This is a genomic window from Pseudomonas sp. Irchel 3H9, from assembly GCF_900187495.1.
In the GTDB taxonomy this organism is placed as follows: domain Bacteria; phylum Pseudomonadota; class Gammaproteobacteria; order Pseudomonadales; family Pseudomonadaceae; genus Aquipseudomonas; species Aquipseudomonas sivasensis.
Genome location: NZ_FYDK01000002.1, coordinates 277,281 through 302,161 on the forward strand (window position 1 = coordinate 277,281; position 24,881 = coordinate 302,161).

Genomic DNA, 24,881 nt, shown 5'->3' on the forward strand with positions numbered 1-24,881 from the left:
TCCCACAGGAATCATCGGTGTTTGAGAATCCCATGCACACAAAAACGCCCGGCATAACCGGGCGTTTTGTATTGACTTGCTTAGCGAGCGCGGTAAGTGATGCGCCCTTTGCTCAAGTCATAGGGCGTCAGCTCGACGCGCACTTTGTCACCGGTAAGAATACGAATGTAGTTCTTGCGCATCTTGCCGGAGATATGCGCGGTTACGACGTGCCCATTTTCCAACTCCACACGAAACATGGTGTTGGGCAGGGTGTCGACGACAGTGCCTTCCATTTCGAAGCTGTCTTCTTTCGACATGCAGTAAAGCCCTCGGTATCCAGTGAATGGCCCGGTGCAACTGCGCCAGGCAAAAGCGGCGTGCATTGTGCCCGAAAAAGGGTGTTTAAGCCAAGGGGTTCTAGTTAAGCGTGACCCATCTTTGATTAATTAGCAGTTCTATGGGGCGATATTGGGTCTTGTAGCTCATCTTTTTGCAGTTCTTGATCCAGTATCCGAGGTAGACGGCCTCCAGTTCCAGGCGCAGTGCTTCGCCGATTTGCCAGAGAATTGCAAAGCGCCCGAGGCTGCGGCGTTTTTCGGCAGGTTCATAGAACGTGTATACCGCTGACAGGCCATTAGGCAGCAAGTCGGTCACGGCGACGGCCAGCAGGCGACCGTCCGCTCGAAACTCATAGAAGCGTGAAAAGGGTAGGTCACGCACTAGAAACGTGGAGAACTGGTCGCGGCTCGGGGGGAACATATCGCCGTCGGCGTGGCGTTGCTCAATATAGCGCTGGTAAAGGTCGAAATATTCTTCGGTAAATCGAGGCTTGCACGATGTCACCGTCAGGTCGGCGTTGCGCTTGAGGATGCGCTTCTGGTTACGATCCGGCAGAAATTGCGCCACGGGCAGGCGTGCCGGTACGCAGGCATTGCAGTTCTGACAATGGGGTCGGTAAAGGTGGTCGCCACTGCGTCGAAAGCCCATTTCCGAAAGATCGGCATACACGTGCACGTCCATCGGTTGGCTGGGGTCGAGGAACAACGTGGTGGCCTGCTCGTCTGGCAGATAGCTGCAAGAGTGGGCTTGAGTGGCATAAAACTTCAAACGCGCCAACTCGGTCATGATCAACCCTCGGGATAAGCTTTGAAATAAGTGTAAGCCAGGTGCGCGGATGTCGTCTAAGAAACCCATGGTCCGGTGTTGGGCTGGTCCAAGTGGTCGCGTAGAAAACCGGCGAACTCAGTGCGAGGAATGGCGCGGGCACCCAAGCTGTGCAAGTGATCGTTGGGCATCTGGCAGTCGATCAGCACAAAGCCCCAGGCCTGTAATTGTCGTGTCAGTGTGGCGAAGCCGAATTTTGAGGCATTGTCGGCGCGGCTGAACATGGATTCGCCAAAAAACAGTTGGCCCATCGCTAGGCCATACAGGCCTCCCACCAGCACCCCTTCGTCCCATACTTCTACCGAGTGTGCATGGCCGCGTTTGTGCAACTCCAGGTAGGCGCTCTGAATGCCTTCGGTGATCCAGGTGCCATCGGCATAGGCGCGCGGTGCGGCGCAGGCTTGGATGACTGCTGCGAAGTCCTGGTCGAATGTCACGCTGTAGCGCTGCTGGCGTAACAGCTTGCTCAGGCTGCGGGATACGTGCAGCTCGTCAGGGAAGATCACCGTGCGCGGGTCCGGAGACCACCAGAGGATCGGTTGACCCTCCGAGAACCATGGGAAGCAGCCATGCCGGTAGGCTTGGACTAGTCGCTCGGCCGACAGGTCGCCGCCGGCGGCGAGCAGGCCATTGGGTTCGCGCATAGCTTTGGCCAGCGGTGGGAAGGTCAGGGTATTGCGTTGTAACCAGGTCAGCATGGCATCCAGGCTTATGGAAGGGGAGGGGAGTGGCAGGTATGGCACCCGCCTCGGCAGTGCTGATTATTGTCGACGCAGCGCCATCGGGCCAGCTTGAATCAGCCATTGATGCGTATTAGCGTGAGCGGGTGTTTCTGCAACTCTATGCCGGGGGTGTGGTCGTATTCGGGGCCGGCCCATGCAGGCCATTTGCCAAGCTTGTCTGGATTAGTAAAAACAGTTCATAAGCCTTTGTCAGCAAAGACAATGCATGCTCAAATTGAACATGTCGTGACACACAATTGGCTATGCTGCCTGAAGAAAGCCAAGTGGCGTGGCATCGGGGGTACAAACCCGTACAATGCGGCCATTGTGGCGTTATCGTCCTTTCATTCAGCAATTGCCCAGTGTTAAACGTAGATTCAACGACGATCGTTTATTTTTCAACTGCTCGGATTGGGCAGTATTTGCAGTCATTCAACAGATGGACGCGCTAAAGGCGCAGGAAAAGACCCGTTTTGAAGAAATCCGCCGCAACACCTAAAGCAGCAGTCGTGCCGGCTTGGCGCCAGCACCTGCATTATCGACTCAAGGAAGGCGCGCTGATCGCTATCGGCGCGCTGTGCTTGTTCCTGATGATGGCCTTGCTCACCTACGGCAAGGACGATCCGGGCTGGAGCCACAACAGCAAGATAGACGATGTGCAAAACTTCGGCGGTCCGGTGGGTTCCTACAGCGCCGACATCCTCTTCATGGTGCTGGGTTACTTTGCTTACATCTTCCCGCTGCTGCTGGCGATCAAGACCTGGCAGATCTTCCGTCAGCGTCACGAGCCGTGGCAGTGGAGCGGCTGGCTGTTCTCCTGGCGCCTGATCGGTCTGGTGTTCCTGGTGCTCTCCGGCGCGGCGCTGGCCCATATTCATTTCCATGCGCCCACCGGTTTGCCGGCGGGCGCGGGCGGGGCCTTGGGCGAAAGCCTCGGCGACCTGGCGCGCAAGACCCTGAATATCCAGGGCAGCACTCTGATGTTCATTGCGCTTTTCCTGTTCGGCCTCACGGTGTTCACCGACCTCTCGTGGTTCAAGGTGATGGACGTGACAGGCAAGATCACCCTCGACCTGCTCGAATTATTCCAGGGCGCCGCCAACCGTTGGTGGTCCGCTCGTGTTGACCGCAAACGCATGGTGGCTCAGTTGCGTGAAGTGGATACTCGCGTCAACGAAGTCGTAGCCCCAAGCACACCGGATCGCCGCGAACAGGCCAAGGTCAAGGAGCGCCTGATCGAGCGCGAACAGGCCCTGAGCAAGCACATGTCCGACCGCGAGAAGCAGGTGCCGCCTGTGATTGCACCTGCGCCGCCCAAGGCCCCCGAGCCAAGCCATCGCGTGCAGAAAGAGAAACAGGCGCCGTTGTTTGTCGATAGCGCTGTCGAAGGCACCTTGCCGCCGATCTCGATTCTCGACCCGGCTGAAAAGAAACAGCTCAACTATTCCCCCGAATCCCTGGCGGCTGTCGGCCACTTGCTGGAAATCAAGCTCAAGGAATTCGGCGTCGAAGTGTCGGTGGACTCGATCCACCCTGGCCCGGTGATTACCCGTTACGAAATTCAGCCGGCCGCTGGTGTGAAAGTCAGCCGCATCTCCAACTTGGCCAAAGACTTGGCCCGTTCCCTGGCCGTGACCAGCGTGCGCGTGGTGGAAGTGATCCCCGGCAAGACCACCGTGGGTATCGAGATTCCCAACGAAGACCGCCAGATCGTGCGCTTCTCCGAAGTACTGTCGACGCCGGAATACGACAACTTCAAATCGCCGGTCACCCTGGCGCTGGGCCATGACATCGGCGGAAAGCCGGTTATCACTGACCTGGCGAAAATGCCTCACCTGCTGGTCGCCGGTACCACCGGTTCCGGTAAGTCGGTGGGCGTGAACGCGATGATCCTATCGATCCTGTTCAAGTCCGGCCCGGAAGACGCCAAGCTGATCATGATCGACCCGAAGATGCTTGAACTGTCGATCTACGAAGGCATTCCACATCTGCTGTGCCCAGTGGTAACCGACATGAAGGACGCCGCCAACGCCCTGCGCTGGAGCGTTGCCGAGATGGAGCGCCGCTACAAGCTGATGGCGAAGATGGGTGTACGTAACCTGTCGGGCTTCAACGCCAAGGTCAAGGAAGCCCAGGACGCCGGCACACCGCTGACCGACCCGTTGTACAAACGCGAAAGCATTCACGACGAAGCGCCACTGCTGAGCAAGCTGCCGACCATCGTGGTGGTGGTCGACGAGTTCGCCGACATGATGATGATCGTCGGCAAGAAGGTTGAAGAGCTGATCGCGCGTATCGCCCAGAAAGCGAGGGCAGCAGGTATTCACTTGATCCTCGCCACCCAGCGTCCGTCGGTGGACGTGATCACCGGTCTGATCAAGGCCAACATCCCGACGCGCATGGCGTTCCAGGTATCGAGCAAGATCGACTCGCGGACCATTATCGACCAGGGTGGCGCCGAGCAACTGTTGGGTCACGGCGACATGCTCTACATGCCACCGGGCACCAGCCTGCCGATTCGCGTACACGGCGCCTTTGTTTCCGATGATGAAGTGCACCGCGTGGTGGAAGCCTGGAAGCTGCGCGGCGCACCCGAATACAACGACGACATCCTCGCCGGCGTCGAAGAAGCTGGCAGCGGTTTCGACGGTGGCAGCAGCGGTGGCGACGATGATGCCGAGACCGACGCCCTGTACGACGAAGCCGTGGCGTTTGTGCTGGAAAGCCGTCGCGCGTCGATTTCTGCAGTTCAGCGCAAGCTGAAAATCGGCTACAACCGCGCCGCCCGCATGATCGAAGCGATGGAAAACGCCGGCGTCGTCACCGCAATGAACACCAACGGCTCGCGTGAAGTCATTGCCCCTGGGCAGATGCGCGACTGATCCCGCGCCGCGTGGCAGCACGCGGCGCGCCCTTACGACTCAATGAGGACTCCCATGCGCTTTATCCGCATGCTGTTGTTGCCGGCACTGGCCCTGACCGCTGTTTCGGCTCACGCTGACCCGGCCTCTGTCGCCAGCCTGACCAACCTGCTGGACAAATCCAAGACCCTGACGGCGCGCTTCTCCCAACTGACCCTGGATGCCGGCGGTACCCGTTTGCAGGAAACGGCAGGCGAAATGGCTGTGCAGCGTCCGGGGCTGTTCTACTGGCACACCGAAGGGAAGGCTGAGCAGACCATCGTTTCCGACGGCCAGAAGGTCACGTTGTGGGACCCGGATCTGGAACAGGCGACTATCAAGAAGCTCGACCCGCGCCTGAATCAGACGCCTGCGCTGTTGCTGTCGGGTGATGTGTCGAAGATTAACGACAGCTTCGACATCACCTCCAAGCAAACCAGCAACGTGATCGAATTCACCCTCAAGCCGAAGTCCAAGGACACGCTGTTTGACAGCCTGCACCTGTCTTTCGGTAACGGCGTGATCAATAACATGCGCCTGATCGACAGCGTCGGCCAACGCACCGATATCCTGTTCTCCGGGGTCAAGGCCAACGAGCCGGTGCCTGCTTCCAAGTTCAAGTTCGACATCCCCAAGGGTGCCGACGTGATCCAGGAATAAACCAGAGGTTTTAAACGCTGCCCATGGATCTGTTTCGAAGTGACCCGATTGCCCAACCCCTGGCCGCGCGTTTGCGTTCGACCAACCTGGATGAGTACGTCGGTCAGGAACACCTGCTCGCTCGCGGCAAGCCTTTGCGCGAAGCCCTGGAGCAGGGCGCGCTGCATTCGATGATTTTCTGGGGCCCGCCGGGCGTGGGTAAAACCACTCTGGCGCGGCTGCTGGCGAAAGTCTCGGATGCGCACTTCGAAACGGTTTCTGCGGTGCTGGCCGGGGTCAAGGAAATCCGCCAGGCGGTGGAAGTGGCTAAGCAGCAGGCTGGGCAATACGGTAAGCGCACCATCCTGTTTGTCGACGAAGTGCATCGCTTCAACAAGTCGCAGCAGGATGCGTTCCTGCCTTATGTCGAAGATGGCACGCTGATCTTTATCGGCGCTACTACCGAAAACCCGTCCTTCGAATTGAATAACGCCTTGCTGTCGCGGGCGCGAGTGTATGTGCTCAAGAGCCTCGATGAAGCGGCGATGCAAAAGCTGCTGCACCGCGCGTTGAGTGAAGACAAGGGCCTGGGCAAGCGCCAACTGAGTGTCAGCGAAGAAGGCTTCAAGATCCTGCTAACCGCTGCCGATGGCGACGGTCGCCGTTTTCTCAACCTGCTGGAGAATGCGTCGGACCTGGCCGAGGATGGCAGCGAGATTGGCGTCGACCTGTTGCAAAGCCTGCTTGGCGACACACGTCGTCGGTTCGACAAGGGCGGTGAAGCGTTCTACGACCAGATTTCGGCGCTGCACAAATCTGTGCGCGGCTCCAACCCTGACGGCGCGCTGTATTGGTTTGCGCGGATGATCGACGGCGGCTGCGACCCCTTGTACCTGGCGCGCCGCGTGGTACGCATGGCCAGCGAAGACATTGGCAACGCTGACCCGCGCGCCTTGAGCCTGTGTCTGGCGGCGTGGGACGTGCAGGAGCGGCTCGGCAGCCCGGAAGGTGAGTTGGCGGTGGCCCAGGCCATCACTTACTTGGCCTGCGCGCCGAAAAGCAACGCGGTGTACATGGGCTTCAAGGCGGCGCTACGTGCTGCCGCCGAGCACGGCTCCCTTGAAGTGCCGCTGCACCTGCGCAATGCGCCGACCAAGTTGATGAAACAATTGGGCTACGGCGATGAATACCGCTATGCCCACGATGAGCCGGACGCCTATGCCGCCGGCGAAGACTACTTCCCAGATGAGCTTGAGCCATTGCCGCTCTACCAGCCGGTGCCCCGTGGCCTGGAGCTGAAAATCGGTGAAAAACTCAATCACCTGGCCCAACTCGATCGCCTCAGCCCCAAACAGCGGAGAAAGTAGTGCTCAAGACGATTCTTGCCGTGTCCGCAGCCGGCATCGCTGGTACATTATTGCGTTTCGCCACCGGTACTTGGGTGAGCGCCAACTGGCCTAAGCATTTTTATGCCGCAACCCTTGCGGTCAACCTTGTTGGCTGCTTGATCATTGGGTTGCTGTACGGCTGGTTCCTGTTGCGCCCGGAAATACCGATTGAAATTCGTGCCGGCTTGATTGTCGGCTTTGTAGGCGGTCTGACGACCTTTTCATCCTTTTCACTGGATACGCTGCGCTTGCTGGAAAGCGGGCAGGCCCTGGTCGCCTTCGGGTACCTGGGCATCAGCGTGTTCGGCGGGCTGCTCGCCACCTGGGCTGGCCTGTCCTTGACCAAACTTTGATAAACGAGAGACCGACATGCTCGATTCCAAACTGTTACGTAGCAACCTTCAGGACGTAGCGGACCGCCTGGCATCCCGTGGCTTTGCCTTGGATGTTGCGCGCATCGAAGCGCTGGAAGAACAGCGCAAGACCGTCCAGACCCGCACCGAAGCACTGCAGGCTGAGCGTAATGCGCGTTCCAAATCCATCGGTCAGGCCAAGCAGCGCGGCGAAGACATCGCGCCGCTGATGGCGGACGTCGAGCGTATGGGCACCGAGCTGTCCGACGGCAAGGTCGAGCTGGACAAGATCCAATCCGAGCTGGATTCGATCCTGCTGGGCATCCCCAACATTCCGCACGAGTCTGTGCCCGTTGGCGAAGACGAAGACGGCAACGTCGAAGTGCGCCGCTGGGGCACGCCAAAAGCCTTTGATTTCGAGATCAAGGACCACGTCGCCCTGGGCGAATTGACCGGTGGCCTGGATTTCGAAACCGCCGCCAAGATGTCCGGCGCGCGCTTTGCGTTGCTGCGCGGTCCGATTGCGCGCATGCACCGTGCCTTGGCGCAATTCATGATCAACCTGCACACCGGCGAGCACGGCTACGAAGAGGCCTACACCCCGTACCTGGTTCAAGGTCCGGCGCTCATGGGTACCAGCCAGTTGCCGAAGTTCGAAGAAGACCTGTTCAAGATCAGCCGCGATGGTGAAGCCGATCTGTACCTGATCCCGACTGCTGAAGTGTCGCTGACCAACATCGTCGCTGGCGAGATCCTCGATGCCAAGCAACTTCCACTCAAGTTCGTGGCCCACAGCCCGTGCTTCCGCAGTGAAGCCGGTGCATCGGGCCGTGATACTCGCGGCATGATCCGCCAGCACCAGTTCGACAAGGTAGAGATGGTGCAAGTAGTTGAGCCGTCGACCTCCATGGAAGCCCTGGAAGGCCTGACCGCCAACGCCGAACGCGTGCTGCAACTGCTGGAGCTGCCGTACCGAGTGCTGGCTCTGTGCACCGGCGACATGGGTTTCAGCGCCGTGAAGACCTACGATCTGGAAGTGTGGGTGCCGAGCCAGGACAAGTACCGCGAGATCTCGTCGTGCTCCAACTGCGGTGATTTCCAGGCCCGTCGGATGCAGGCGCGTTTCCGTAACCCGGAAACCGGCAAGCCGGAACTGGTGCACACCCTCAACGGTTCGGGCCTGGCTGTAGGTCGTACCCTGGTTGCCGTGCTGGAAAACTACCAGCAGGCTGACGGTTCGATCCGTGTACCTGAAGTGCTCAAGCCTTACATGGCGGGCGTTGAGGTCATCGGCTAAATGGAATTTCTGCCGCTGTTTCATAACCTGCGCGGCAGCCGTGTGTTGGTCGTTGGTGGCGGGGAGATTGCTTTGCGCAAATCCCGGCTGCTGGCCGACGCCGGTGCGGTGCTGCGGGTGGTTGCTCCCCAGATCGAAGACCAGTTGCGTGAATTGGTGCTGGGCAGTGGCGGGGAACTGATTGTGCGCGGTTATCAGGAGGCCGACCTTGATGGTTGCACCCTGATCATCGCCGCCACCGACGACGAGCCACTGAATGCGCAAGTGTCCAGTGATGCCAAGCGTCGCTGTGTACCGGTCAATGTGGTGGACGCACCGGCCTTGTGCAGTGTGATCTTCCCGGCAATTGTCGACCGTTCTCCCTTGGTGATTGCGGTGTCCAGCGGCGGCGATGCGCCGGTGCTGGCACGCTTGATCCGCGCCAAGCTGGAAACCTGGATTCCGTCCACCTACGGCCAGTTGGCGGGGCTAGCGGCGCGTTTTCGTGCCCAGGTCAAAGGCTTGTATCCGGATGTGCAGCAGCGTCGTGCGTTCTGGGAAGAAGTGTTCCAGGGCCCGATTGCCGACCGCCAGTTGGCTGGGCAGGGTGATGAGGCTGAGCGTCTACTGATTGAAAAGGTCAACGGCGCACCGCCGTATGCGCCGGGTGAGGTCTACCTGGTGGGTGCAGGCCCGGGCGATCCCGACCTGTTGACCTTCCGTGCGCTGCGTCTGATGCAGCAAGCGGACGTGGTGCTTTATGACCGCTTGGTCGCCCCGGCGATTCTTGACCTGTGCCGCCGCGATGCCGAACGTGTGTATGTCGGCAAGCGTCGCGCAGACCACGCTGTGCCGCAGGACCAGATCAACCAGCAACTGGTGGACCTGGCCAAGCAAGGCAAGCGCGTGTTGCGCCTCAAGGGTGGCGATCCGTTCATCTTCGGGCGTGGTGGTGAGGAGATCGAAGAGCTGGCGGCCCATGGCATCCCGTTCCAGGTGGTACCAGGAATCACGGCGGCCAGCGGCTGCGCGGCCTATGCGGGTATTCCGCTGACCCACCGTGACTATGCGCAGTCAGTACGTTTTATCACCGGGCATTTGAAGAACGGGACGTCGGATCTGCCTTGGAGTGATCTCGTGGGGCCGTCGCAAACCCTAGTGTTCTACATGGGCTTGATTGGCTTGCCGATTATCTGCGAGCAACTGATCAAGCATGGCCGTGCTTCTGATACCCCGGCGGCGTTAATCCAGCAGGGCACCACCTCCAACCAGCGCGTGTTCACCGGCACGCTGGCGGACTTGCCACGCATGGTGGCGGAGCATGAAGTGCATGCGCCGACGCTGGTGATCGTGGGTGAGGTGGTAGTGTTGCGTGAGAAGCTGAAGTGGTTTGAAGGCGCCCAGTCTCAGGTCTGAGCCTTTTAAAAACATCGGGAGCAAGTCCCCTCCCACATTTTTACTGTATTCACAGTTCCAAATGTGGAAGGGGGCTTGCTCCCGATGAGACCATCACACACAGCGCATTTCCTGAATCAGCGCCAGACGCCTTCGCCACTCAACCGCTGGCGATCGTGCCCAGCATCAAACCTCTGCAACGGCCCCTTTGGCACAATCCCCGTCGGGTTGATCGTGCGGTGACTGGCATAGTAATGCCCCTTGATGTGCTCAAAATCCACCGTCTCGGCCACCCCCGGCCACTGAAACATCTCCCTCAGCCAGTTCGACAAGTTCGGATAATCGGCAATCCGTCGCAAATTGCATTTGAAGTGGCTGTAATACACCGCATCAAAACGAATCAGCGTGGTGAATAGGCGCACGTCCGCCTCGGTCAGGTACTCGCCGGCGAGGTAGCGATGGTCGCCCAAGTGCTGTTCCAGATGGTCCAGTTCAGCAAACACATCATCAAACGCGCTTTCATACGCTTTTTGTGAGGTGGCAAAACCTGCGCGGTACACGCCATTGTTCACGGCCGGGTAGATCCGCTCGTTCAGCTCATCGATGGTTGTACGTAGGGAGTCGGGATAGAAATCCAGGGTATTGCCAGTCAGTCCGTTGAAGGCGCTGTTGAACATGCGGATGATCTCCGCCGATTCATTGCTGACGATGCGTTTGAGCTTCTTGTCCCACAGGACCGGCACGGTCACGCGGCCGGTGTAGTCGGCTGTGTCGGCGGTGTAGCGTTGGTGCATAAATTCGAAATTATCCAGCTTATCGCCGGTCGAGCCGTGGGCCTTGTCGAAGGTCCAGCCGTTTTCCAGCATCAGCCAACTGACTACGGACAGATCGATCAGGCTTTCCAGGCCCTTGAGCTTGCGCATGATCAGCGTGCGGTGCGCCCATGGGCAGGCCAGGGACACATAGAGGTGATAACGACCGGCCTCGGCCTTAAAGCCGCCTTCGCCGCTCGGGCCAGGTTGGCCATCGGCGGTCACCCAGTGGCGCCGCTGTGCCTGTTCCCGTTGGAAAGCGCCGTCTGCGCTACTTTCGTACCACTGGTCTTTCCAGTGTCCTTCGATCAGCAAACCCATGACTGGCTCCTTGGCTAATAAGCGTTGGAGCCCAGTCTAAAGGGATGAGTTCGAACTAAAAGCGCAAAGAGTGCGGATGAATGATCGATTAAATCGATTTATCCCGTGCTTCCCAATATTGCTGCGCCAGTTCGAACGCCTGCTCCCGCGGGTGGTCAAGGCCGCGCAAGGCCAGGGCCATGGTGGCGATCAGCGCCAGCTGCGGGTAGCTGTCCTCTGCATCGCCGCGCCATACGGCCTTCAAGTGCTCAGGCTCCAGCGTTGCCGGCTTGACGTGGCGCTGGGCGGAGAGGGCGGGCCATTCTTCATCCCAGCTCTCGCCGCCGGTGGTGCCGTACAGGTGGCTGATAGTGTCGGGGTTGATCTCTATCTCGCCACCGTCGCCTTTCACCACAATCACGTTATCCCCGAGCAGCCCGCTGGCATCGCGGTGCACGCCCTGGTAGCCCGGATGAAAGATGCTTTGCAGGCCGCAACGGGCATTCAACGGGTTGAGCAGCCGCGCCAGCGAGTGGATCGGCGAGCGAAGACCCAAGGTGTTGCGCAAATCGATCATGCGTTGCAGTTGTGGTGCCCAGTCGCCCAGCGGGATAAATGCGAGGTTTGCGTGCTCAAACGCCGTACCGACCTGTTGCCAGTTTCGGCACAGGGGAATGTGCAGGGTATCCAGCAGCTGCTCGGTGTACAGCCGGCCCGCCGTATGGGCGCCGCCGCCGTGTATCAGGATGCGCACACCGTTCTGCGCCAGGCATTTGGCTGCCAGCAGGAACCACGGCAGGTGGCGTTTCTTGCCGGCATAGGTGGGCCAGTCGACGTCGACATTCAGTGTGGGGGCATCCAGGCGCTCGCGCACGGCTTCGGTGAAACCGGCGAGTTCTTCCGGGCTTTCTTCCTTGTGCCGAAGCAGCATCAGGAAGGCGCCCAGTTGGGTGTCTTCGACTTTTTCGTCGAGCAACATGCCCATGGCTTCGCGGGCTTCTTCGCGGGTGAGGTTACGCGCGCCGCGCTTGCCTTTGCCCAGGATGCGTACGAATTGCGCAAATGGGTGCTCGGCAGGAGTTTGCAGGGTCAGTGGGGAGAAGTCGGTCATAAGCAATTCGTCGGCCGGGGCAGGCCCGCCAGCTTGGCGGCGAGTTTGGCGGGAGTGCCGTTGAACAATTGGTTGAGGTGCAGGCTGTTGCCTTTGTCCGGGCCTAGCTTCAAGGCGGTGTACTTGATCAGCGGGCGCGTGGCTGGGGACAGCTGGAATTCGGCGTAAAAGCCGCGCAACAGTTCGAGGATTTCCCAGTGCGCCGCAGTCAATACCAGGTTTTCGGCGGTGGCCAGGGCGTTGGCCACCTCGGTGGACCAGTCGTTCAGGTCGACGAGGTAGCCGTCCTTGTCCAGTTCGAGGCGGCGCTCGCCCACGGTCAGGGTGTTCATAGCCAGGTGTTGACCTTGTCGTAGTCGATCGACAGTTGCACGAAACCGGGATAGTCCACGCTGTCGGCCCAGTCCGGTAATGGCAGGTTGCGCGCCTGCATGTCTTCGGCCAGCACAAAGACCTTCACGCCCTTGGTTTGCAGGGCTGGGGCGTGCAGGCCGTAGGCGCCGTCGCCGCACAGCAGGATCGCGTCCTCGGCGCCGCAGATACGCAGGCAGCTGTCGAGGCGGCTATCGGTAAACGGGGAGTGAGACACCACGTGTAAAGTCGACATCAGAGGGTAATTACCTGGCCGTAACGGTCAATCAATTGGGAAATAGCGTCGTTGCTCAACGGTTGCGCTTCGGTTGGCGGCGTCAAGCCACGCACGGCCATGCTGTGGCGGCAGACAAACACATCGTCGATGCCGAACAGCTCCAATGCCTGCAGGTTGGCACTGAGGTCCTTTTGTTGCACGGCCTTGGCGTTCTGGTGCGGCGCGAGCTGGAACACGCCGTCATCCATGAACAGCAAGCCGATGGGCAGATCAAAGGCGCCACCCGCCAGCACGATATCCAGCGCTTCCCGTGCGCTCGGCCCGGACCACGGCGCCTGACGGCTGATCAGCAATAAGGATTTGGACATTTCACGGCCCTCCAAAACAGATCAGGCGGTCGGCATCCTGGATTGCATCATGCAATTGCCCCAGGCCTGACAGCGTCCACGGTGCATCCAGGTTCACTGCGCTGCGTTGATAGCGCGTGGCCTCTTCGCTGTTGAGCACGCCACGACGCAGGGCGGCGGCGATGCATACCACGCCGTCGAGCTGATGAGTGCTGACAAACTCACGCCATTGGCGGGCAATGTCCTGCTCATCTTGGGGCGCTACGAGGTTGTTGGACGCGCTGTAAACGCCATCCTGATAAAAAAACAACCGCACAATCTCATGCCCACCGGCCAACGCCGCCTGGGCGAAGAGCAAGGCGCGGCGCGAAGAGGGCGCGTGGGCGGCGGAATACAGGGCAATCGCGAACTTCATGGAACACTCGGCAAGCAAACGTAGGCCAATGATAAAGCCGCCGTCGCGAAAAAGCCCGCCGTGATCAAAACGGTCACTGTCGGTGATCGTTCTGACGATTGCCGGTAGGCGCAAGGCTGCCTAGTCTGTGGGCATTCGAACCGAAAGTGGAGTCCCCATGTCAGGTCCCTTGGCGTCCCTCAAAGTGCTGGATTTTTCCACCTTGCTGCCCGGCCCGTTTGCTTCGTTGATGCTGGCGGACATGGGCGCCGAGGTGCTGCGTATCGAATCGCCCACGCGCCTGGACATGCTGCGGGTCTTGCCGCCCCATGATCAGGGCACCTCGGCAAGCCATGCCTACCTCAATCGCAATAAACGCAGCCTGGCGCTGGACCTCAAGCAGGTCGAGGCCTTGGAGATTGTGCGGGCGCTGGTCAAAGACTACGACATCGTGCTCGAACAGTTTCGCCCCGGCGTGATGGAACGCTTGGGCCTGGGGTATGAGGCATTGAAGGCGATTAATCCCCGGCTGATTTATGTGTCGATCACCGGTTATGGCCAGACCGGCCCGTATAAGGATCGCGCCGGCCACGATATCAACTACCTGGCACTGGCAGGCGTGGCCAGCTATACCGGGCGCCAGGACAGCGGGCCGCTGCCGTTGGGTGTGCAGTTGGCGGACGTGGGCGGGGGTTCGCTGCATGCGGTGGTGGGGTTGCTGGCTGCCGTTATCGCCCGGCAGCAAAGTGGCGTCGGGCAATACCTGGATGTAAGCATGACCGATTGCTCGTTCAGCTTGAATGCCATGGCTGGGGCGGGTTATCTCGCCTGTGGTGCGGAGCCGGAATGGGAAGGCCATGTGCTCAATGGCGGGAGTTTCTACGATTACTACCGCTCGCGCGATGGGCGCTGGATGTCGGTGGGCAGCCTGGAGCCGGCATTTATGCAGCAATTGTGTGAAGCGTTGGGGCGCCCGGAGCTGGCCGCGCAGGGTTTGAAGCCAGAGCGGCAGCCGGCGCTTAAGCAGGCCTTGCAGGTGGAGTTCGAGAAGCGCAGTTTCGAGGAATTGTGCGAGCTGTTTGCCGGGGTTGATGCCTGCGTTGAACCTGTGCTGACGCTCAGCGAAGCCGTTGCCCATCCGCAGTTAAAGGCGCGGGCACTGGTCAGCCAGGTGCCCAGGGGCGATGGCTCGAGCCAGGCGCAGATTGCCTGCCCGTTAAAGTTTTCGGACGGGTTGCCAGCGCCCCGGCACATTGGCGTCGCCGTTGGCGCGCACAGTGATGAAGTGTTGGCGGAGCTGGGCTTGAGCCCGCCGCGCATCAGCGAGCTGCGCAGCTCCAAGGTGATTATGTAGTGGCTGGGCGGACGCTATCGGGAGCAAGCCCCCTCCCACATTCAGGCCTGTGAATACGATCAAAATGTGGGAGGGGGCTTGCTCCCGATGAGGCCTTTATTCCACCCGGGTTTCGCCGGTAAACACCAACGTCTGCCGACAGCGCCGACACAGATACCGCCGCCCCTGAGCCACCATGCCATGGCGCTGTGACGAAAACGGAAAGTCGCTGTCGGCACATGGGCAGCGGTAGATATAGCGGGTCACCTGGCGCCGCTGCACGGCATAGGTATGGCAACGGTCCGGCGGCAGTTCGTAGACCCCACGCATGATCAACTGCCATTCCTCGCCATGGGGCTGGATGCGTTCACCAAACAATTGGTGGGCGATCAGGTGCGCCACCTCATGGGCCACGGTCTGCTTGAGGAAGTGCTGGCTGTTTTCTCGGTACAACTGTGGGTTAAAGCGCAGCAGGTTCTCGTGCAAATGCGCGACACCGGCTTTCTGGCCCCGCAGCTTGAGGCTGACCTGGGGGCGTTTGAAGCTTCGTTTGAAAAAGGATTCGGCTTGCAGGAAACAATCTTCGACGCGGGTATTGAGTTGCTCGGGCATGCTGTACATATCTCCAGAGATGCCCAGTATGCCGCAAAGCTGAGTGTTTCCGAATCTGTCAGGCGCCGAATGGTCATGCATAACGCACAAAGCCACCTTGCGGTGGCCTTGCCTACGGTTTCAGCGGTTCAGTTGGTATAGATCGGCCCTACGCCCAGGCCCCAGACGATCACCGTAAACGCCATGATCGCCACCAGCACCACCAGGCCTACGGCCAGTACCGAGCTGGAAAACAGGAAGCCCTCGTCCGGATCGATGTTCATGAACGTCGGCAGCCCCACATACAACAGGTACACCGTGTAGCAGATCGCCGCTGTGCCCACGACCATACCCAGCCACATGTGCGGGTAGAGCGCCGCCAGCCCGCCGATAAACAGCGGCGTCGCGGTGTAGGTCGCAAAGGCCACGCAGCGAGCCATGCTGGGGTTGGCGTCGTAGGTACGGGCCATCCAATGAATGAACGCGCCCATCACCGCCACGCCGCCAAGCATGGCTGCGTACGACATGATGGTCATCCACAACGCACTTTCCTGGGTCAGCATCACCGGCGCGCGATTGCCGATGACCCAGCCCACCTGGGTGGTGCCGATAAACGCTGATATTGCGGGAATTGCCGCGAGAATCAGGGTGTGAGTGAGGTACATGTGGCCGATGCTTTCTTCTTTATCGCCACGGATTTCCCGCCATTCCTGGTCGGGATGGGTAAACAGCCCCACGACGTGATGGATCATGCCAGTCACTCCTGTCGTTGTTACCATCGCCCCCCATCGGAGCGCCCACGGGCCAATTGGCCTGAAAGGTCTGGATATAGATGTGCGACCTCACGTCGCAGTATAGGAAGGGATGACCGGAATAACTGTAGGGCCTTTAGAGCAAATCGCACTGTAAACAGTGGGCCTAATCGCAGATTGGAATGCGGGGCCACGTTGAATGTGTGGACTCGACATCGGTAAGATACCCGGCTTTTCGTCACACACCTCCAGCGGATCCAATCGCCATGGGCACTCTTACGGTCAACCAGAACAAACTGCAAAAACGCCTGCGTCGCCTGGCGGGTGAAGCAGTCGCCGATTTCAACATGATCGAGGATGGCGACAAGGTCATGGTCTGCCTCTCCGGCGGCAAAGACAGTTACACCCTGCTTGATGTGCTGCTGCACCTGCAAAAGGTCGCGCCGATCAAGTTCGACATCGTTGCCGTCAACATGGACCAGAAACAACCGGGGTTTCCCGAGCACGTGCTGCCGGCTTACCTGAAAGCGCTGGGCGTCGAGTACCACATCGTCGAGAAAGACACCTATTCGGTGGTCAAGGAGTTGATCCCGGAAGGCAAGACTACCTGCTCGCTGTGCTCGCGCCTGCGCCGTGGCACGCTCTACACCTTTGCCGATGAAATCGGTGCCACCAAGATGGCATTGGGTCACCATCGCGACGACATCGTCGAAACCTTCTTCCTCAACATGTTTTTCAACGGCTCCCTCAAGGCCATGCCGCCCAAGCTGCGCTCCGATGACGGACGCAACGTGGTAATCCGTCCGCTGGCGTATTGCAACGAGAAAGACATCCAGGCCTACTCCGACTTCAAGCAATTCCCGATCATCCCGTGCAACCTGTGCGGCTCCCAGGAAAACCTGCAGCGCCAGGTGGTCAAGGAGATGCTGTTGGACTGGGAGCGCAAGACGCCGGGGCGCACCGAAAGCATCTTCCGCAGCTTGCAGAACGTGCAGCCGTCGCAGTTGGCCGACCGCAACCTGTTTGACTTCACCAGCCTGAAAATCGACGAGACGGCCGCTTCGCGCTTCGTCAACGTAGTGAACCTCTGAAGCAGTTCAACGCTCTGAAAGACGGCGCTCAAGGGCGCCGTTTTCATTTCAATCCCCAGGAGAGGGCATGCGCGATTACAAGTGGCTGCACGAATATTGTCTGAACCGCTTTGGTTCAGCGGCTCAACTGGAAGCCCACCTGCCGGTACCCAAGACCCCGGCCCAATTGCGCAAGATCAGCGATGATCGCTACCTGTCGACCTTGGCGCTCCGGGTGTTTCGCGCCGGGTTGAAGCACAGCGTAGTGGACGCCAAGTGGCCGGCGTTTGAGCAGGTGTTCTTCGGCTTCGATCCGGAAAAAGTCGTGCTGATGGGCGCCGAGCACTTGGAACGCCTGATGCAGGACACGCGTATCATCCGTCACCTGGGCAAGCTCAAGAGCGTGCCGCGCAATGCGCAGATGATTCTGGATATTGAGCAAGAGAAGGGCAGCTTCGGCGCGTTTATCGCCGACTGGCCGGTGACGGATATCGTCGGGCTCTGGAAGTACCTGAGCAAGCACGGCCATCAGTTGGGCGGCCTGTCGGCGCCGCGATTCTTGCGGATGGTGGGCAAGGATACGTTTGTGCCGAGTGATGACGTAGTGGCTGCATTGAATGCGCAGAAGATCGTCGACAAGGCGCCGACCAGCCTGCGGGATCTGGCAACGGTTCAGGGCGCGTTCAACCAGTGGCATGCCGAGAGTGGGCGGCCGATGTGTCAGTTGTCGATGATGTTGGCTTACACCGTCAACCACTGACCCCAGTCGGCGCAAGTTCTTGTGTGGTGAGCTCGCTCGCCACACAAGCCGGATGCACTGCAAATCGTTGATCAGGCCTCAGCCAGCCGCCGATTCAACTGATGCCGCCACCGCACATAGAGCAGTGCGGTACAAAACACCGCCAGACTTGCCAGCATCTCAAGCACCCCGAACCACTGTCGGTTCGGATCATACGCCGCCAGCGCGCCCTTGATGAAATACAGGTTCACCGCAAAGCACATCCATGAATGCCCCCGCGCACTGCCGCTGATCATGCCCGGCGCCAGCAACAACAGCGGCACCAGCTCGATCAGCAGGATCACCCACGGGCGTGCGCCGTGCAGGTCGGCGACGAACAGGTAATACACGCAGAGCAAACCCACCAGGCTAAAAAACGCCAGCAGGCTCAGCGCGCGTGCCACCTTGACCCGCGGCTCCAGCCACGCTTGGGGCGGCAGAACTTTAGGCTTTTTGGCCACGACCATTCTCCAGCAGCGTGGCGGTGGTGGCGAGGCGCAACCCCAGTGCCCGGCACAGGGTGATTTCATGTTGATCGAGCATGCGCTTGCCGTCCGGCCCGGAATGGTGGCTGGCGCCATATGGCGTACCGCCGCCCTGGGTGTCGAGCAATGCCTGTTCGCTGTAGGGCAGGCCGGTGATCAGCATGCCGTGGTGCAGCAGCGGTAGCAGCATCGACATCAGCGTGGTCTCCTGGCCGCCGTGCAGGCTGGCGGTGGAGGTGAACACGCCAGCCGGCTTGCCGACTAGAGCGCCGGTGAGCCACAGGTTGCTGGTGCCATCGAGGAAGTACTTGAGCGGCGCGGCCATGTTGCCGAAGCGCGTCGGGCTCCCCAGGGCCAGGCCTGAGCAGTTCTTCAGATCATCTAGATTGGCATACAGCGCGCCTTCGTCCGGAATGCTCGGCGCCACGGCTTCGCATTCGGTGGAGATCGCCGGCACCGTGCGCAAGCGCGCCTCCATGCCGCCTTGCTCAATGCCCCGGGCAATCTGCCGGGCCATTTCGCTGACCGAGCCGTTGCGGCTGTAATACAGCACCAGCACGTACGGTGTGGTCACGGCAGAATCTCCAGCACGTTTTCTGGTGGGCGGCCGATGATGGCTTTGTCGGCGGTTTCCAGGATCGGACGCTCCATTAGCTTGGGGTGTTCGGCGATGGCGGCGATCAGATGGGCTTCGCTGAGGCTGGCGTCGGCCAGGTTGAGAGTTTTGTACTCGTCTTCGCCGGTACGCAGCAATTGACGGGCGCTGAGGCCCAGTTTGGCCAGCAAGGCCTTGATTTGCGACGCATCCAGCGGGGTTTCCAGGTAGCGCACCACGGTTGGGGTGAGACCGCGGGCTTCAAGCAGTTCGAGCGCACCGCGGGATTTCGAGCAGCGCGGGTTGTGATAAAGCGTCAGATCGGTCATGTGCGGGTCGCATCTTGCGTAAGGTGGCGGGTATTCTACCCGCGCTGCACCCCGTCCTTAAACCGTAAGAGGCGATAGGTCGCAGCCAACGTTCATTTTTGCGAAGGATTACCCCATGACACGTCGACTGATCGGTGCATTGGCGATCATTACAACCCTGCTGCTCAGCGGCTGCGGGAATGACTATGGCGTTGACCAGTACGGTCAGAAAGTCGCGGCCGAGCGCTTGGACAAGCAATGGCTGGTGGTCAACTACTGGGCAGAATGGTGTGGCCCGTGCCGCACGGAAATCCCTGAACTCAATGCCTTGGCTGAACAGCTGAAGGGGCAGGGCGTTGGGGTGTTCGGGGTTAACTTCGATAATGTGCAGGGTGCAGAGCTGAAAGAGGCCAGCGACAAGCTGGGCATTAAATTCACCGTGCTGGCGCAAAACCCCGACGGGATCTTTGAAATTCCGCGCAGCGAGGCATTGCCGGTGACTTACATCATTGATGACAAGGGCAAGGTGCGTGAGCAGTTGATGGGCGAACAGACGGCGGAAGGGGTACTGGCCAAACTCAAGGCCTTGCGCGGTTAAAGCAACCACTCAAATCAAATGTGGGAGGGGGCTTGCCCCCGATTGCAGTGTTTCAGTCAATACATCCGTTGACTGTTACACCGCCATCGGGGCCAAGCCCTCTCCCACATTTGGACCGCAAGCAGCGTGATCAGCCTTCTTCCAGCCACAGGCGAATCGGCTTGCCTTCGGCCGGCCAGAAGCGGGTCTGCTCGATCGGCGAGATGTCCCAGCGTTGTACGCTTTGCAGGGCCTGGAAGAAGCGATGCTCCTGCTCCATCAAGGCCTCGGCGCAGAGCTTGCGGGTGCTGCCGATTTTGCCGAAGCTGAGCTTGTCGCCCTCGACCGTGTACGGCGCAAACCAGTGGTTGCAGCCGCCATTACCGTAGGCGCGGCCATCGGCGCCGAGGGTGACAGTCAGGTGCGCGTAGTCCATCAATGGCCGCTCACCAATCCACTCCACCACGTAACTGTGATCCTGCTTGAGCTTGACCGCATCACCGGCACAGCCGCTCAAGGCCACGCCGACGGCGGCGAGCAGAAGCAGGCCTTTCATTGCGCAGCCTTCTGGCATTTCGGGCAGCGGTGCTTGTCGCCTTCACTGGCCCAGCCCAACTCTTTGATGCGCGCGTTGGCGGCAGGCTGCAGCGGTTCTTTGGTCAGCTTGGTTTCTACCGCGAATTCAAACTCCAGCAAGGTGTCGCAGCTGTCGCAGTTGACCTTCCAAGTGTGAATCTCCAACTCGCCGAATTTCGGCCCTTGAGCCATGGCGACCCATTGGCCCGCCGGGCGGATGGAGTAGCGCGCGTCACCTTCAACGGTCAGGCGCATCGACAGGGTTTTACTGCCGCGCAGGGTGACGATCAGGACATCGCCATGCTTGATCGAACCACCGTTGCCGGTGACTTGGTAACGGCCCGGCACTAGGGCGCGGCATTCGATCAGGGTGTGTTGCGGGCTCAGCAAGCTGAAGCGGAAATCGTGTTCGGCCATGGATCCTCCAAATAGGCGCGGCATCCTATCACGGGTGCCTGCTTATCATGAGCTTGCTATGTGACCGCTGATCATCCTTCGACGAGGTTCTGCGCCCGACCATCGGCCCATGCAGCGATGTTGGCAAGGGTAGTGCCGGCAATGGCCGCCAGGGCCTCGCGGGTAAGGAACGCCTGGTGTGCGGTGATGATCACATTGGGGAAGGTCAGCAGGCGTGCGAGCACGTCGTCTTGCAGGGGCAAGTCCGAGCGGTCCTCAAAAAACAGCTGGGCTTCTTCTTCGTAGACATCCAGACCCAAGTAGCCGAGTTGGCCGTCCTTGAGGGCTTCGATCAATGCCGGGGTATCCACCAGGCCGCCACGGCCAGTATTGATCAGCATCGCGCCGGGCTGCATGTGCGACAGGGAACGGGGGTTGATCAGGTGCTTGCTGTCAGCGGTCAGCGGGCAGTGCAGGCTGATGATCTGCGCCTGGGCCAGTAACTCGGGCAGGCTCACGTACTTCGCGCCCATTGCCTGTACCTGTTGATTGGGGAAGGGGTCGTAGGCGAGCAACTCACAGCCGAACCCGGCCATGATCCTGGCAAATGTCGCGCCGATCTGCCCAGTGCCGACAACACCGACAGTCTTGCCCACCAGGTCGAAACCGGTAAGACCGTGCAAGCTGAAGTCACCCTCGCGGGTGCGGTTGTAGGCACGGTGCAGGCGGCGGTTGAGTGCGAGGATCAGCGCTACGGCGTGTTCGGCGACCGCATGGGGCGAGTAAGCAGGTACCCGTACGATCGTCAGGCCCAGACGCTTGGCGACGGCGAGGTCGACATGGTTGTAACCCGCCGAGCGCAGTGCAATCAGTCGGGTGCCGCCCTTGGCCAGATGTTCCAGCACCGGGGCGCTGAGGTCGTCGTTGATAAAGGCGCAAACCACCTCGTGGTGTTCGGCCAGGGCCACGGTGTCGAGATTGAGTCGGGCCGGCTGGAATTGCAGTTCCAGCCCAGGTGGCAGTGGCTCGCCGAGGAAACTATCGCGGTCGTAGGTCTGGCTGCTGAAAAGAATCACGCGCATTGAAAAGCTCCCTGCAATTTGTCAGTGGGTCAGCGCCATGAAATAGGGTCAGACACTGACCCGTGCTTCGCTGGCCAGTCGCGCGATGGCCATGTCCAGTTCGTCCAGCGCGGTCATCGCCTTGGCATCGTCCTGCTTGAGCAGGGTTTCGGCGCGCTGGCAGGCGGCGCGCAGTTGCGGTACGCCACAGTAGCGGGTGGCGCCGTGCAAGCGGTGGACGCGTTCGATCAGCGCCAGGTTGTCCTTGGCGTCGCGGGCGATGTGAATGGCTTGGCGGTCGGCTTCCAGGGAGGCCAGCAGCATGGCAAGCATGTCAGCCGCCAGATCGGTTTTACCTGCGGCCAGGCGTAGGCCTTCCTCATGGTCCAGAACCGGCAACTGCACCCCTGGGCCAAGACCTTCAGTGACACGCTCAGGCACTTGGTTGCGCAAGGCCAGGCCGGTCCACTTCAACACCACTTGGGCCAGTTGTCTTTCGCTGATGGGTTTGGTCAGGTAATCGTCCATGCCGCTTTGCAGCAAGGCGCGTTTTTCGTTAGCCATGGCGTGGGCGGTAAGGGCGACCACTGGCAAGGGTGTGCCATGGCGCTCACTTTCCCACTGGCGGATCGCCTCGGTGCTCTGGCGCCCATCCATGCCAGGCATTTGTACGTCCATCAGCACCAGGTCGAAGGTGTCCTGTTTTACCGCGTCGACTGCGGCATAACCGCTTTCTACCGCACGTACCTGGGCGCCCATGTCCTCCAGCAACGTTTGCACTAAGAGCAGGTTTGCCGGGTTGTCGTCGACACACAGCACACGCGGCGCACGGCTGGACAGCGGCTCGCCCGGTTCGCTGCGCGACGGGCGCGGGCTGATCAGGTCGGAGAGGGCGCGGCGAAGCTTGCGGGTGCATGCCGGCTTGGCCTGCAACTGGCTGTTGGGGTTGGGCACCGACTGGTTGAACAGCATCTGTTCCGTGGTTGGGCACAGCACCAGCACTTTGCAACCCAGGCGTTCCAGGTCCCAAAGATGCTGGTTGAGGCGCTCGGGCGGGATGTCGTTGGCAGTGACGCCGAGCACCGCCAAGTCGATGGCTTGCTCGGTCTGATGGGCACTGGTGATGCCGTTGGTCAGGTTTTCCAGGCTATTGAACGGCGTGACTTCCAGGCCGCAGTCTTCCAGTTGATGTTGTAAGGCCTGGCGCGCCAGTTCGTGGTTTTCCAGTACTGCCACGCGATGGCCCAGCAGCGGCGCGCAGGGCAGGTCTTCGATATCGTCGCGGGTTTTGGGCAGGTTCAGGCTGATCCAGAATTCCGAGCCTTCGCCCGGCGTACTGTCGACGCCGATTTCACCGCCCATTTGCTCGATCAGGCGCTTGGAAATCACCAGGCCCAGCCCGGTGCCGCCCGGCTGGCGCGACAGAGAGTTATCGGCTTGGCTGAACGCCTGGAACAAAGCCCGCACATCCTGGCTGGACAGGCCGATGCCTGTGTCCTGCACGCTGATGCGCAGTTGCACGCTGTCTTCCTGTTCCTCCTCGATCATCGCCCGGGCCACGATAGTGCCCTCGCGGGTGAACTTGATGGCGTTGCTGATCAGGTTGGTCAGGATCTGTTTGAGCCGCAGAGGGTCGCCCACCAGTGCCAGCGGCGTGTCGCGGTACACCAGGCTGACGAGCTCCAACTGCTTGGCATGGGCAGCGGGGGCGAGGATGGTGAGGGTGTCTTGCAGCAAATCCCGCAGGTTGAACGGGATGCTGTCGAGCACCAGCTTGCCGGCCTCAATCTTCGAGAAGTCGAGGATCTCGTTGATGATGCCCAACAGGTTGTCGGCGGATTTTTCGATAGTGCCCAGGTAATCCAACTGGCGCGGTGTGAGCTCGCTTTTTTGCAGTAGGTGGGTAAAGCCGAGGATACCGTTGAGCGGTGTGCGGATTTCATGGCTCATATTGGCCAGGAACTCGGACTTGATACGGCTGGCCTCGAGTGCTTCTTTGCGGGCCAGGTCCAGCTCGATGTTCTGGATTTCGATGGTTTCCAGATTCTGGCGCACGTCTTCGGTGGCCTGGTCGATGCTGTGCTGCAACTCTTCCTGAGCATTTTGAAGCGTTTCGGCCATGCGGTTGACGCCTGAGGCGAGTTGGTCCAGTTCCTGGCTGCCCAAAGGAGGCAAGCGGGTTTCCAGATTGCCGTCCTTGAGCTGGGCCACTGCTTGCTTGATCAGGCCAATCGGCTCGTTGATCGTGCGGCTGATGCGCAGCGCCAGGGCTGCTGTGCAGATCAGGCCAATGGCGATCAACAGCAGGCTGGCAAACAGACTGCGATAGCCGCGCAGCAACATACCGTTGTGGGACAGTTCTACTTCGACCCAGCCCAAGAGGCGGTCGGCTTCATCGGGGATCAAGTCGCCGGCAAGGTTGCGATGGCGGCCAAACACCGGCAGCAGATAGCGCGTGGCGTCATTGTCGGTGCGTTGCAGCAGGTGAGAGCTGTTGCCGGCTGGCGGCTGGTTGAGCATGGTCGGGCCAGCGTGGGCGAGGGGCGTACGGTCCGGCGCAAGGAACGACACGGTGCGCACATCCAGTTGTTCAAGGGATTGAGTGGCGATGCGCTCCAGCAGGTCAGTGTTCTTGCTGCTTAAAGCAGGAGCCACCAGAGGCGCCAATTGCTCGGTGATCATTTCGCCGCGCTGCAGCAATTGGGTCTGCAACTCCGAGAGTTGCATCCAGGTGAAGTAGCCCCCCAACAATAAGGCCATCAGGCTGGTCGGTAATAAGCTCAGCAACAGTACGCGGCCTTTTATCCCCATTCTTCTAAGCACGCCACTCTCCTGCTACCACACTGAAATCAATCTTCCGCGCCGGCATCCGGCCCGCGCCACCTGCGCAGTGTAGCCATTTGCACTGCCTGGAATCTCGCAAATTGTTGAGAGAGGGCAATCTTCGGCTCGTTTGGCCCCGTAGCGATTGCCTGCGCCAGGGTAAT

At 60.1% G+C, this 24,881-nt stretch carries 28 protein-coding genes; 10 read left to right on the top strand and 18 right to left on the bottom strand.

The genetic code is table 11. The features are described from left to right. Window positions 1-80: 80 nt before the first annotated feature. The 3 genes from infA to aat all read right to left on the bottom strand — a co-directional run bounded on the left by infA (window position 81) and on the right by aat (window position 1,844). Window positions 81-299: a translation initiation factor IF-1 gene (infA, locus tag CKW32_RS07215; protein WP_002553999.1), complete on the bottom strand. Its 219-nt coding sequence runs from the start codon at window positions 297-299 to the stop codon at window positions 81-83. Between the two features lie 100 nt (window positions 300-399). Further along, a complete protein-coding gene (locus tag CKW32_RS07220; RefSeq protein WP_095184446.1) occupies window positions 400-1,107 on the bottom strand; it encodes an arginyltransferase in 708 nt (235 codons plus the stop codon). A 56-nt stretch (window positions 1,108-1,163) separates the two neighbouring features. Beyond that, complete coding sequence (aat, locus tag CKW32_RS07225; RefSeq protein ID WP_032889676.1) at window positions 1,164-1,844, bottom strand: leucyl/phenylalanyl-tRNA--protein transferase; 681 nt, start codon at window positions 1,842-1,844, stop codon at window positions 1,164-1,166. Between the two features lie 497 nt (window positions 1,845-2,341). On the opposite strand from aat, the gene CKW32_RS07230 reads away from it, so the two are divergent. The 6 genes from CKW32_RS07230 to cysG are packed head-to-tail and all read left to right on the top strand — an operon-like array spanning window position 2,342 to window position 9,840. Then, entirely contained in the window at window positions 2,342-4,750 is a 2,409-nt protein-coding gene (locus tag CKW32_RS07230; protein ID WP_032889675.1) for a DNA translocase FtsK, read from the top strand. A 54-nt stretch (window positions 4,751-4,804) separates the two neighbouring features. Beyond that, window positions 4,805-5,428: an outer membrane lipoprotein chaperone LolA gene (gene lolA, locus CKW32_RS07235; RefSeq protein WP_032889674.1), complete on the top strand. Its 624-nt coding sequence runs from the start codon at window positions 4,805-4,807 to the stop codon at window positions 5,426-5,428. A 23-nt stretch (window positions 5,429-5,451) separates the two neighbouring features. Next, window positions 5,452-6,774 carry a replication-associated recombination protein A gene (locus tag CKW32_RS07240; RefSeq protein ID WP_032889673.1) on the top strand — a complete coding sequence of 441 codons (1,323 nt, stop codon included), beginning with the start codon at window positions 5,452-5,454 and terminating at the stop codon, window positions 6,772-6,774. After that, entirely contained in the window at window positions 6,774-7,148 is a 375-nt protein-coding gene (gene crcB / locus CKW32_RS07245; protein WP_032889672.1) for a fluoride efflux transporter CrcB, read from the top strand. The genes CKW32_RS07240 and crcB overlap by 1 nt, the downstream gene beginning before the upstream one ends. 16 nt (window positions 7,149-7,164) lie before the next feature. Then, window positions 7,165-8,445: a serine--tRNA ligase gene (gene serS, locus CKW32_RS07250; protein ID WP_032889671.1), complete on the top strand. Its 1,281-nt coding sequence runs from the start codon at window positions 7,165-7,167 to the stop codon at window positions 8,443-8,445. Further along, window positions 8,446-9,840 (top strand): siroheme synthase CysG, encoded by a 1,395-nt coding sequence (cysG, locus tag CKW32_RS07255; RefSeq protein ID WP_032889670.1) that lies wholly within the window; start codon window positions 8,446-8,448, stop codon window positions 9,838-9,840. Between the two features lie 116 nt (window positions 9,841-9,956). Here cysG and CKW32_RS07260 read toward each other — a convergent pair whose 3' ends face one another. The 6 genes from CKW32_RS07260 to tusD form a co-directional block, all read right to left on the bottom strand. Beyond that, the gene (locus CKW32_RS07260) at window positions 9,957-10,952 is read right to left on the bottom strand and encodes a glutathione S-transferase family protein (RefSeq protein WP_095184447.1); all 996 of its coding nucleotides are present in this window, start codon (window positions 10,950-10,952) and stop codon (window positions 9,957-9,959) included. An 88-nt stretch (window positions 10,953-11,040) separates the two neighbouring features. After that, on the bottom strand, window positions 11,041-12,042 hold the full coding sequence (locus tag CKW32_RS07265) for a glycosyl transferase family protein (protein WP_095184448.1): 1,002 nt from the start codon (window positions 12,040-12,042) through the stop codon (window positions 11,041-11,043). Continuing rightward, a complete protein-coding gene (locus tag CKW32_RS07270; protein WP_032889667.1) occupies window positions 12,039-12,374 on the bottom strand; it encodes a TusE/DsrC/DsvC family sulfur relay protein in 336 nt (111 codons plus the stop codon). The genes CKW32_RS07265 and CKW32_RS07270 overlap by 4 nt, the downstream gene beginning before the upstream one ends. Beyond that, complete coding sequence (gene tusB / locus CKW32_RS07275) at window positions 12,371-12,649, bottom strand: sulfurtransferase complex subunit TusB (protein ID WP_032889666.1); 279 nt, start codon at window positions 12,647-12,649, stop codon at window positions 12,371-12,373. Before tusB ends, CKW32_RS07270 begins: the two co-directional genes overlap by 4 nt. Further along, window positions 12,649-12,999, bottom strand: a complete 351-nt coding sequence (gene tusC, locus CKW32_RS07280) for a sulfurtransferase complex subunit TusC (RefSeq protein WP_095184449.1) — start codon at window positions 12,997-12,999, stop codon at window positions 12,649-12,651. The genes tusB and tusC overlap by 1 nt, the downstream gene beginning before the upstream one ends. Window position 13,000: 1 nt before the next feature. Beyond that, window positions 13,001-13,393 carry a sulfurtransferase complex subunit TusD gene (tusD, locus tag CKW32_RS07285; protein WP_032890039.1) on the bottom strand — a complete coding sequence of 131 codons (393 nt, stop codon included), beginning with the start codon at window positions 13,391-13,393 and terminating at the stop codon, window positions 13,001-13,003. A 157-nt stretch (window positions 13,394-13,550) separates the two neighbouring features. Between tusD and CKW32_RS07290 the strand changes: the two genes are divergently transcribed. Then, entirely contained in the window at window positions 13,551-14,726 is a 1,176-nt protein-coding gene (locus CKW32_RS07290) for a CaiB/BaiF CoA-transferase family protein (protein ID WP_095184450.1), read from the top strand. 96 nt (window positions 14,727-14,822) lie between these two features. Here CKW32_RS07290 and CKW32_RS07295 read toward each other — a convergent pair whose 3' ends face one another. Next, window positions 14,823-15,317, bottom strand: a complete 495-nt coding sequence (locus tag CKW32_RS07295; RefSeq protein WP_032890037.1) for a SprT family zinc-dependent metalloprotease — start codon at window positions 15,315-15,317, stop codon at window positions 14,823-14,825. A 128-nt stretch (window positions 15,318-15,445) separates the two neighbouring features. After that, window positions 15,446-16,048, bottom strand: coding sequence for a Yip1 family protein (locus CKW32_RS07300; protein WP_032889661.1), 603 nt, complete (start codon window positions 16,046-16,048; stop codon window positions 15,446-15,448). A gap of 266 nt (window positions 16,049-16,314) precedes the next feature. Between CKW32_RS07300 and ttcA the strand changes: the two genes are divergently transcribed. Beyond that, window positions 16,315-17,139, top strand: a complete 825-nt coding sequence (ttcA, locus tag CKW32_RS07305) for a tRNA 2-thiocytidine(32) synthetase TtcA (RefSeq protein WP_095184451.1) — start codon at window positions 16,315-16,317, stop codon at window positions 17,137-17,139. 67 nt (window positions 17,140-17,206) lie between these two features. Further along, a complete protein-coding gene (locus CKW32_RS07310) occupies window positions 17,207-17,878 on the top strand; it encodes a DNA-3-methyladenine glycosylase I (protein ID WP_032889657.1) in 672 nt (223 codons plus the stop codon). Window positions 17,879-17,949: 71 nt separating this feature from the next. Here CKW32_RS07310 and CKW32_RS07315 read toward each other — a convergent pair whose 3' ends face one another. From CKW32_RS07315 to arsC, 3 genes are read right to left on the bottom strand one after another with little or no spacing between them, the layout of a single operon-like run. Beyond that, the gene (locus tag CKW32_RS07315) at window positions 17,950-18,357 is read right to left on the bottom strand and encodes a DUF2069 domain-containing protein (protein WP_032890035.1); all 408 of its coding nucleotides are present in this window, start codon (window positions 18,355-18,357) and stop codon (window positions 17,950-17,952) included. Then, window positions 18,341-18,955, bottom strand: coding sequence for an NAD(P)H:quinone oxidoreductase (gene wrbA, locus CKW32_RS07320; protein WP_032889655.1), 615 nt, complete (start codon window positions 18,953-18,955; stop codon window positions 18,341-18,343). Before wrbA ends, CKW32_RS07315 begins: the two co-directional genes overlap by 17 nt. Further along, window positions 18,952-19,305 (bottom strand): arsenate reductase (glutaredoxin), encoded by a 354-nt coding sequence (arsC, locus tag CKW32_RS07325; RefSeq protein ID WP_032889654.1) that lies wholly within the window; start codon window positions 19,303-19,305, stop codon window positions 18,952-18,954. Before arsC ends, wrbA begins: the two co-directional genes overlap by 4 nt. 115 nt (window positions 19,306-19,420) lie before the next feature. Here arsC and CKW32_RS07330 point away from each other — a divergent pair, with 115 nt between their 5' ends. Then, window positions 19,421-19,882, top strand: a complete 462-nt coding sequence (locus tag CKW32_RS07330; protein ID WP_032889653.1) for a TlpA disulfide reductase family protein — start codon at window positions 19,421-19,423, stop codon at window positions 19,880-19,882. Window positions 19,883-20,012: 130 nt separating this feature from the next. On the opposite strand, the gene CKW32_RS07335 is transcribed toward CKW32_RS07330, so the two are convergent. The 4 genes from CKW32_RS07335 to CKW32_RS07350 form a co-directional block, all read right to left on the bottom strand. After that, window positions 20,013-20,417 carry an META domain-containing protein gene (locus tag CKW32_RS07335; protein WP_032889652.1) on the bottom strand — a complete coding sequence of 135 codons (405 nt, stop codon included), beginning with the start codon at window positions 20,415-20,417 and terminating at the stop codon, window positions 20,013-20,015. Continuing rightward, entirely contained in the window at window positions 20,414-20,854 is a 441-nt protein-coding gene (locus CKW32_RS07340; RefSeq protein ID WP_095184452.1) for a hypothetical protein, read from the bottom strand. Before CKW32_RS07340 ends, CKW32_RS07335 begins: the two co-directional genes overlap by 4 nt. Before the next feature lie 71 nt (window positions 20,855-20,925). Next, window positions 20,926-21,915: a 2-hydroxyacid dehydrogenase gene (locus CKW32_RS07345; RefSeq protein ID WP_095184453.1), complete on the bottom strand. Its 990-nt coding sequence runs from the start codon at window positions 21,913-21,915 to the stop codon at window positions 20,926-20,928. 48 nt (window positions 21,916-21,963) lie between these two features. Next, the gene (locus CKW32_RS07350) at window positions 21,964-24,717 is read right to left on the bottom strand and encodes a response regulator (RefSeq protein WP_032889648.1); all 2,754 of its coding nucleotides are present in this window, start codon (window positions 24,715-24,717) and stop codon (window positions 21,964-21,966) included. Window positions 24,718-24,881 lie beyond the last annotated feature (164 nt).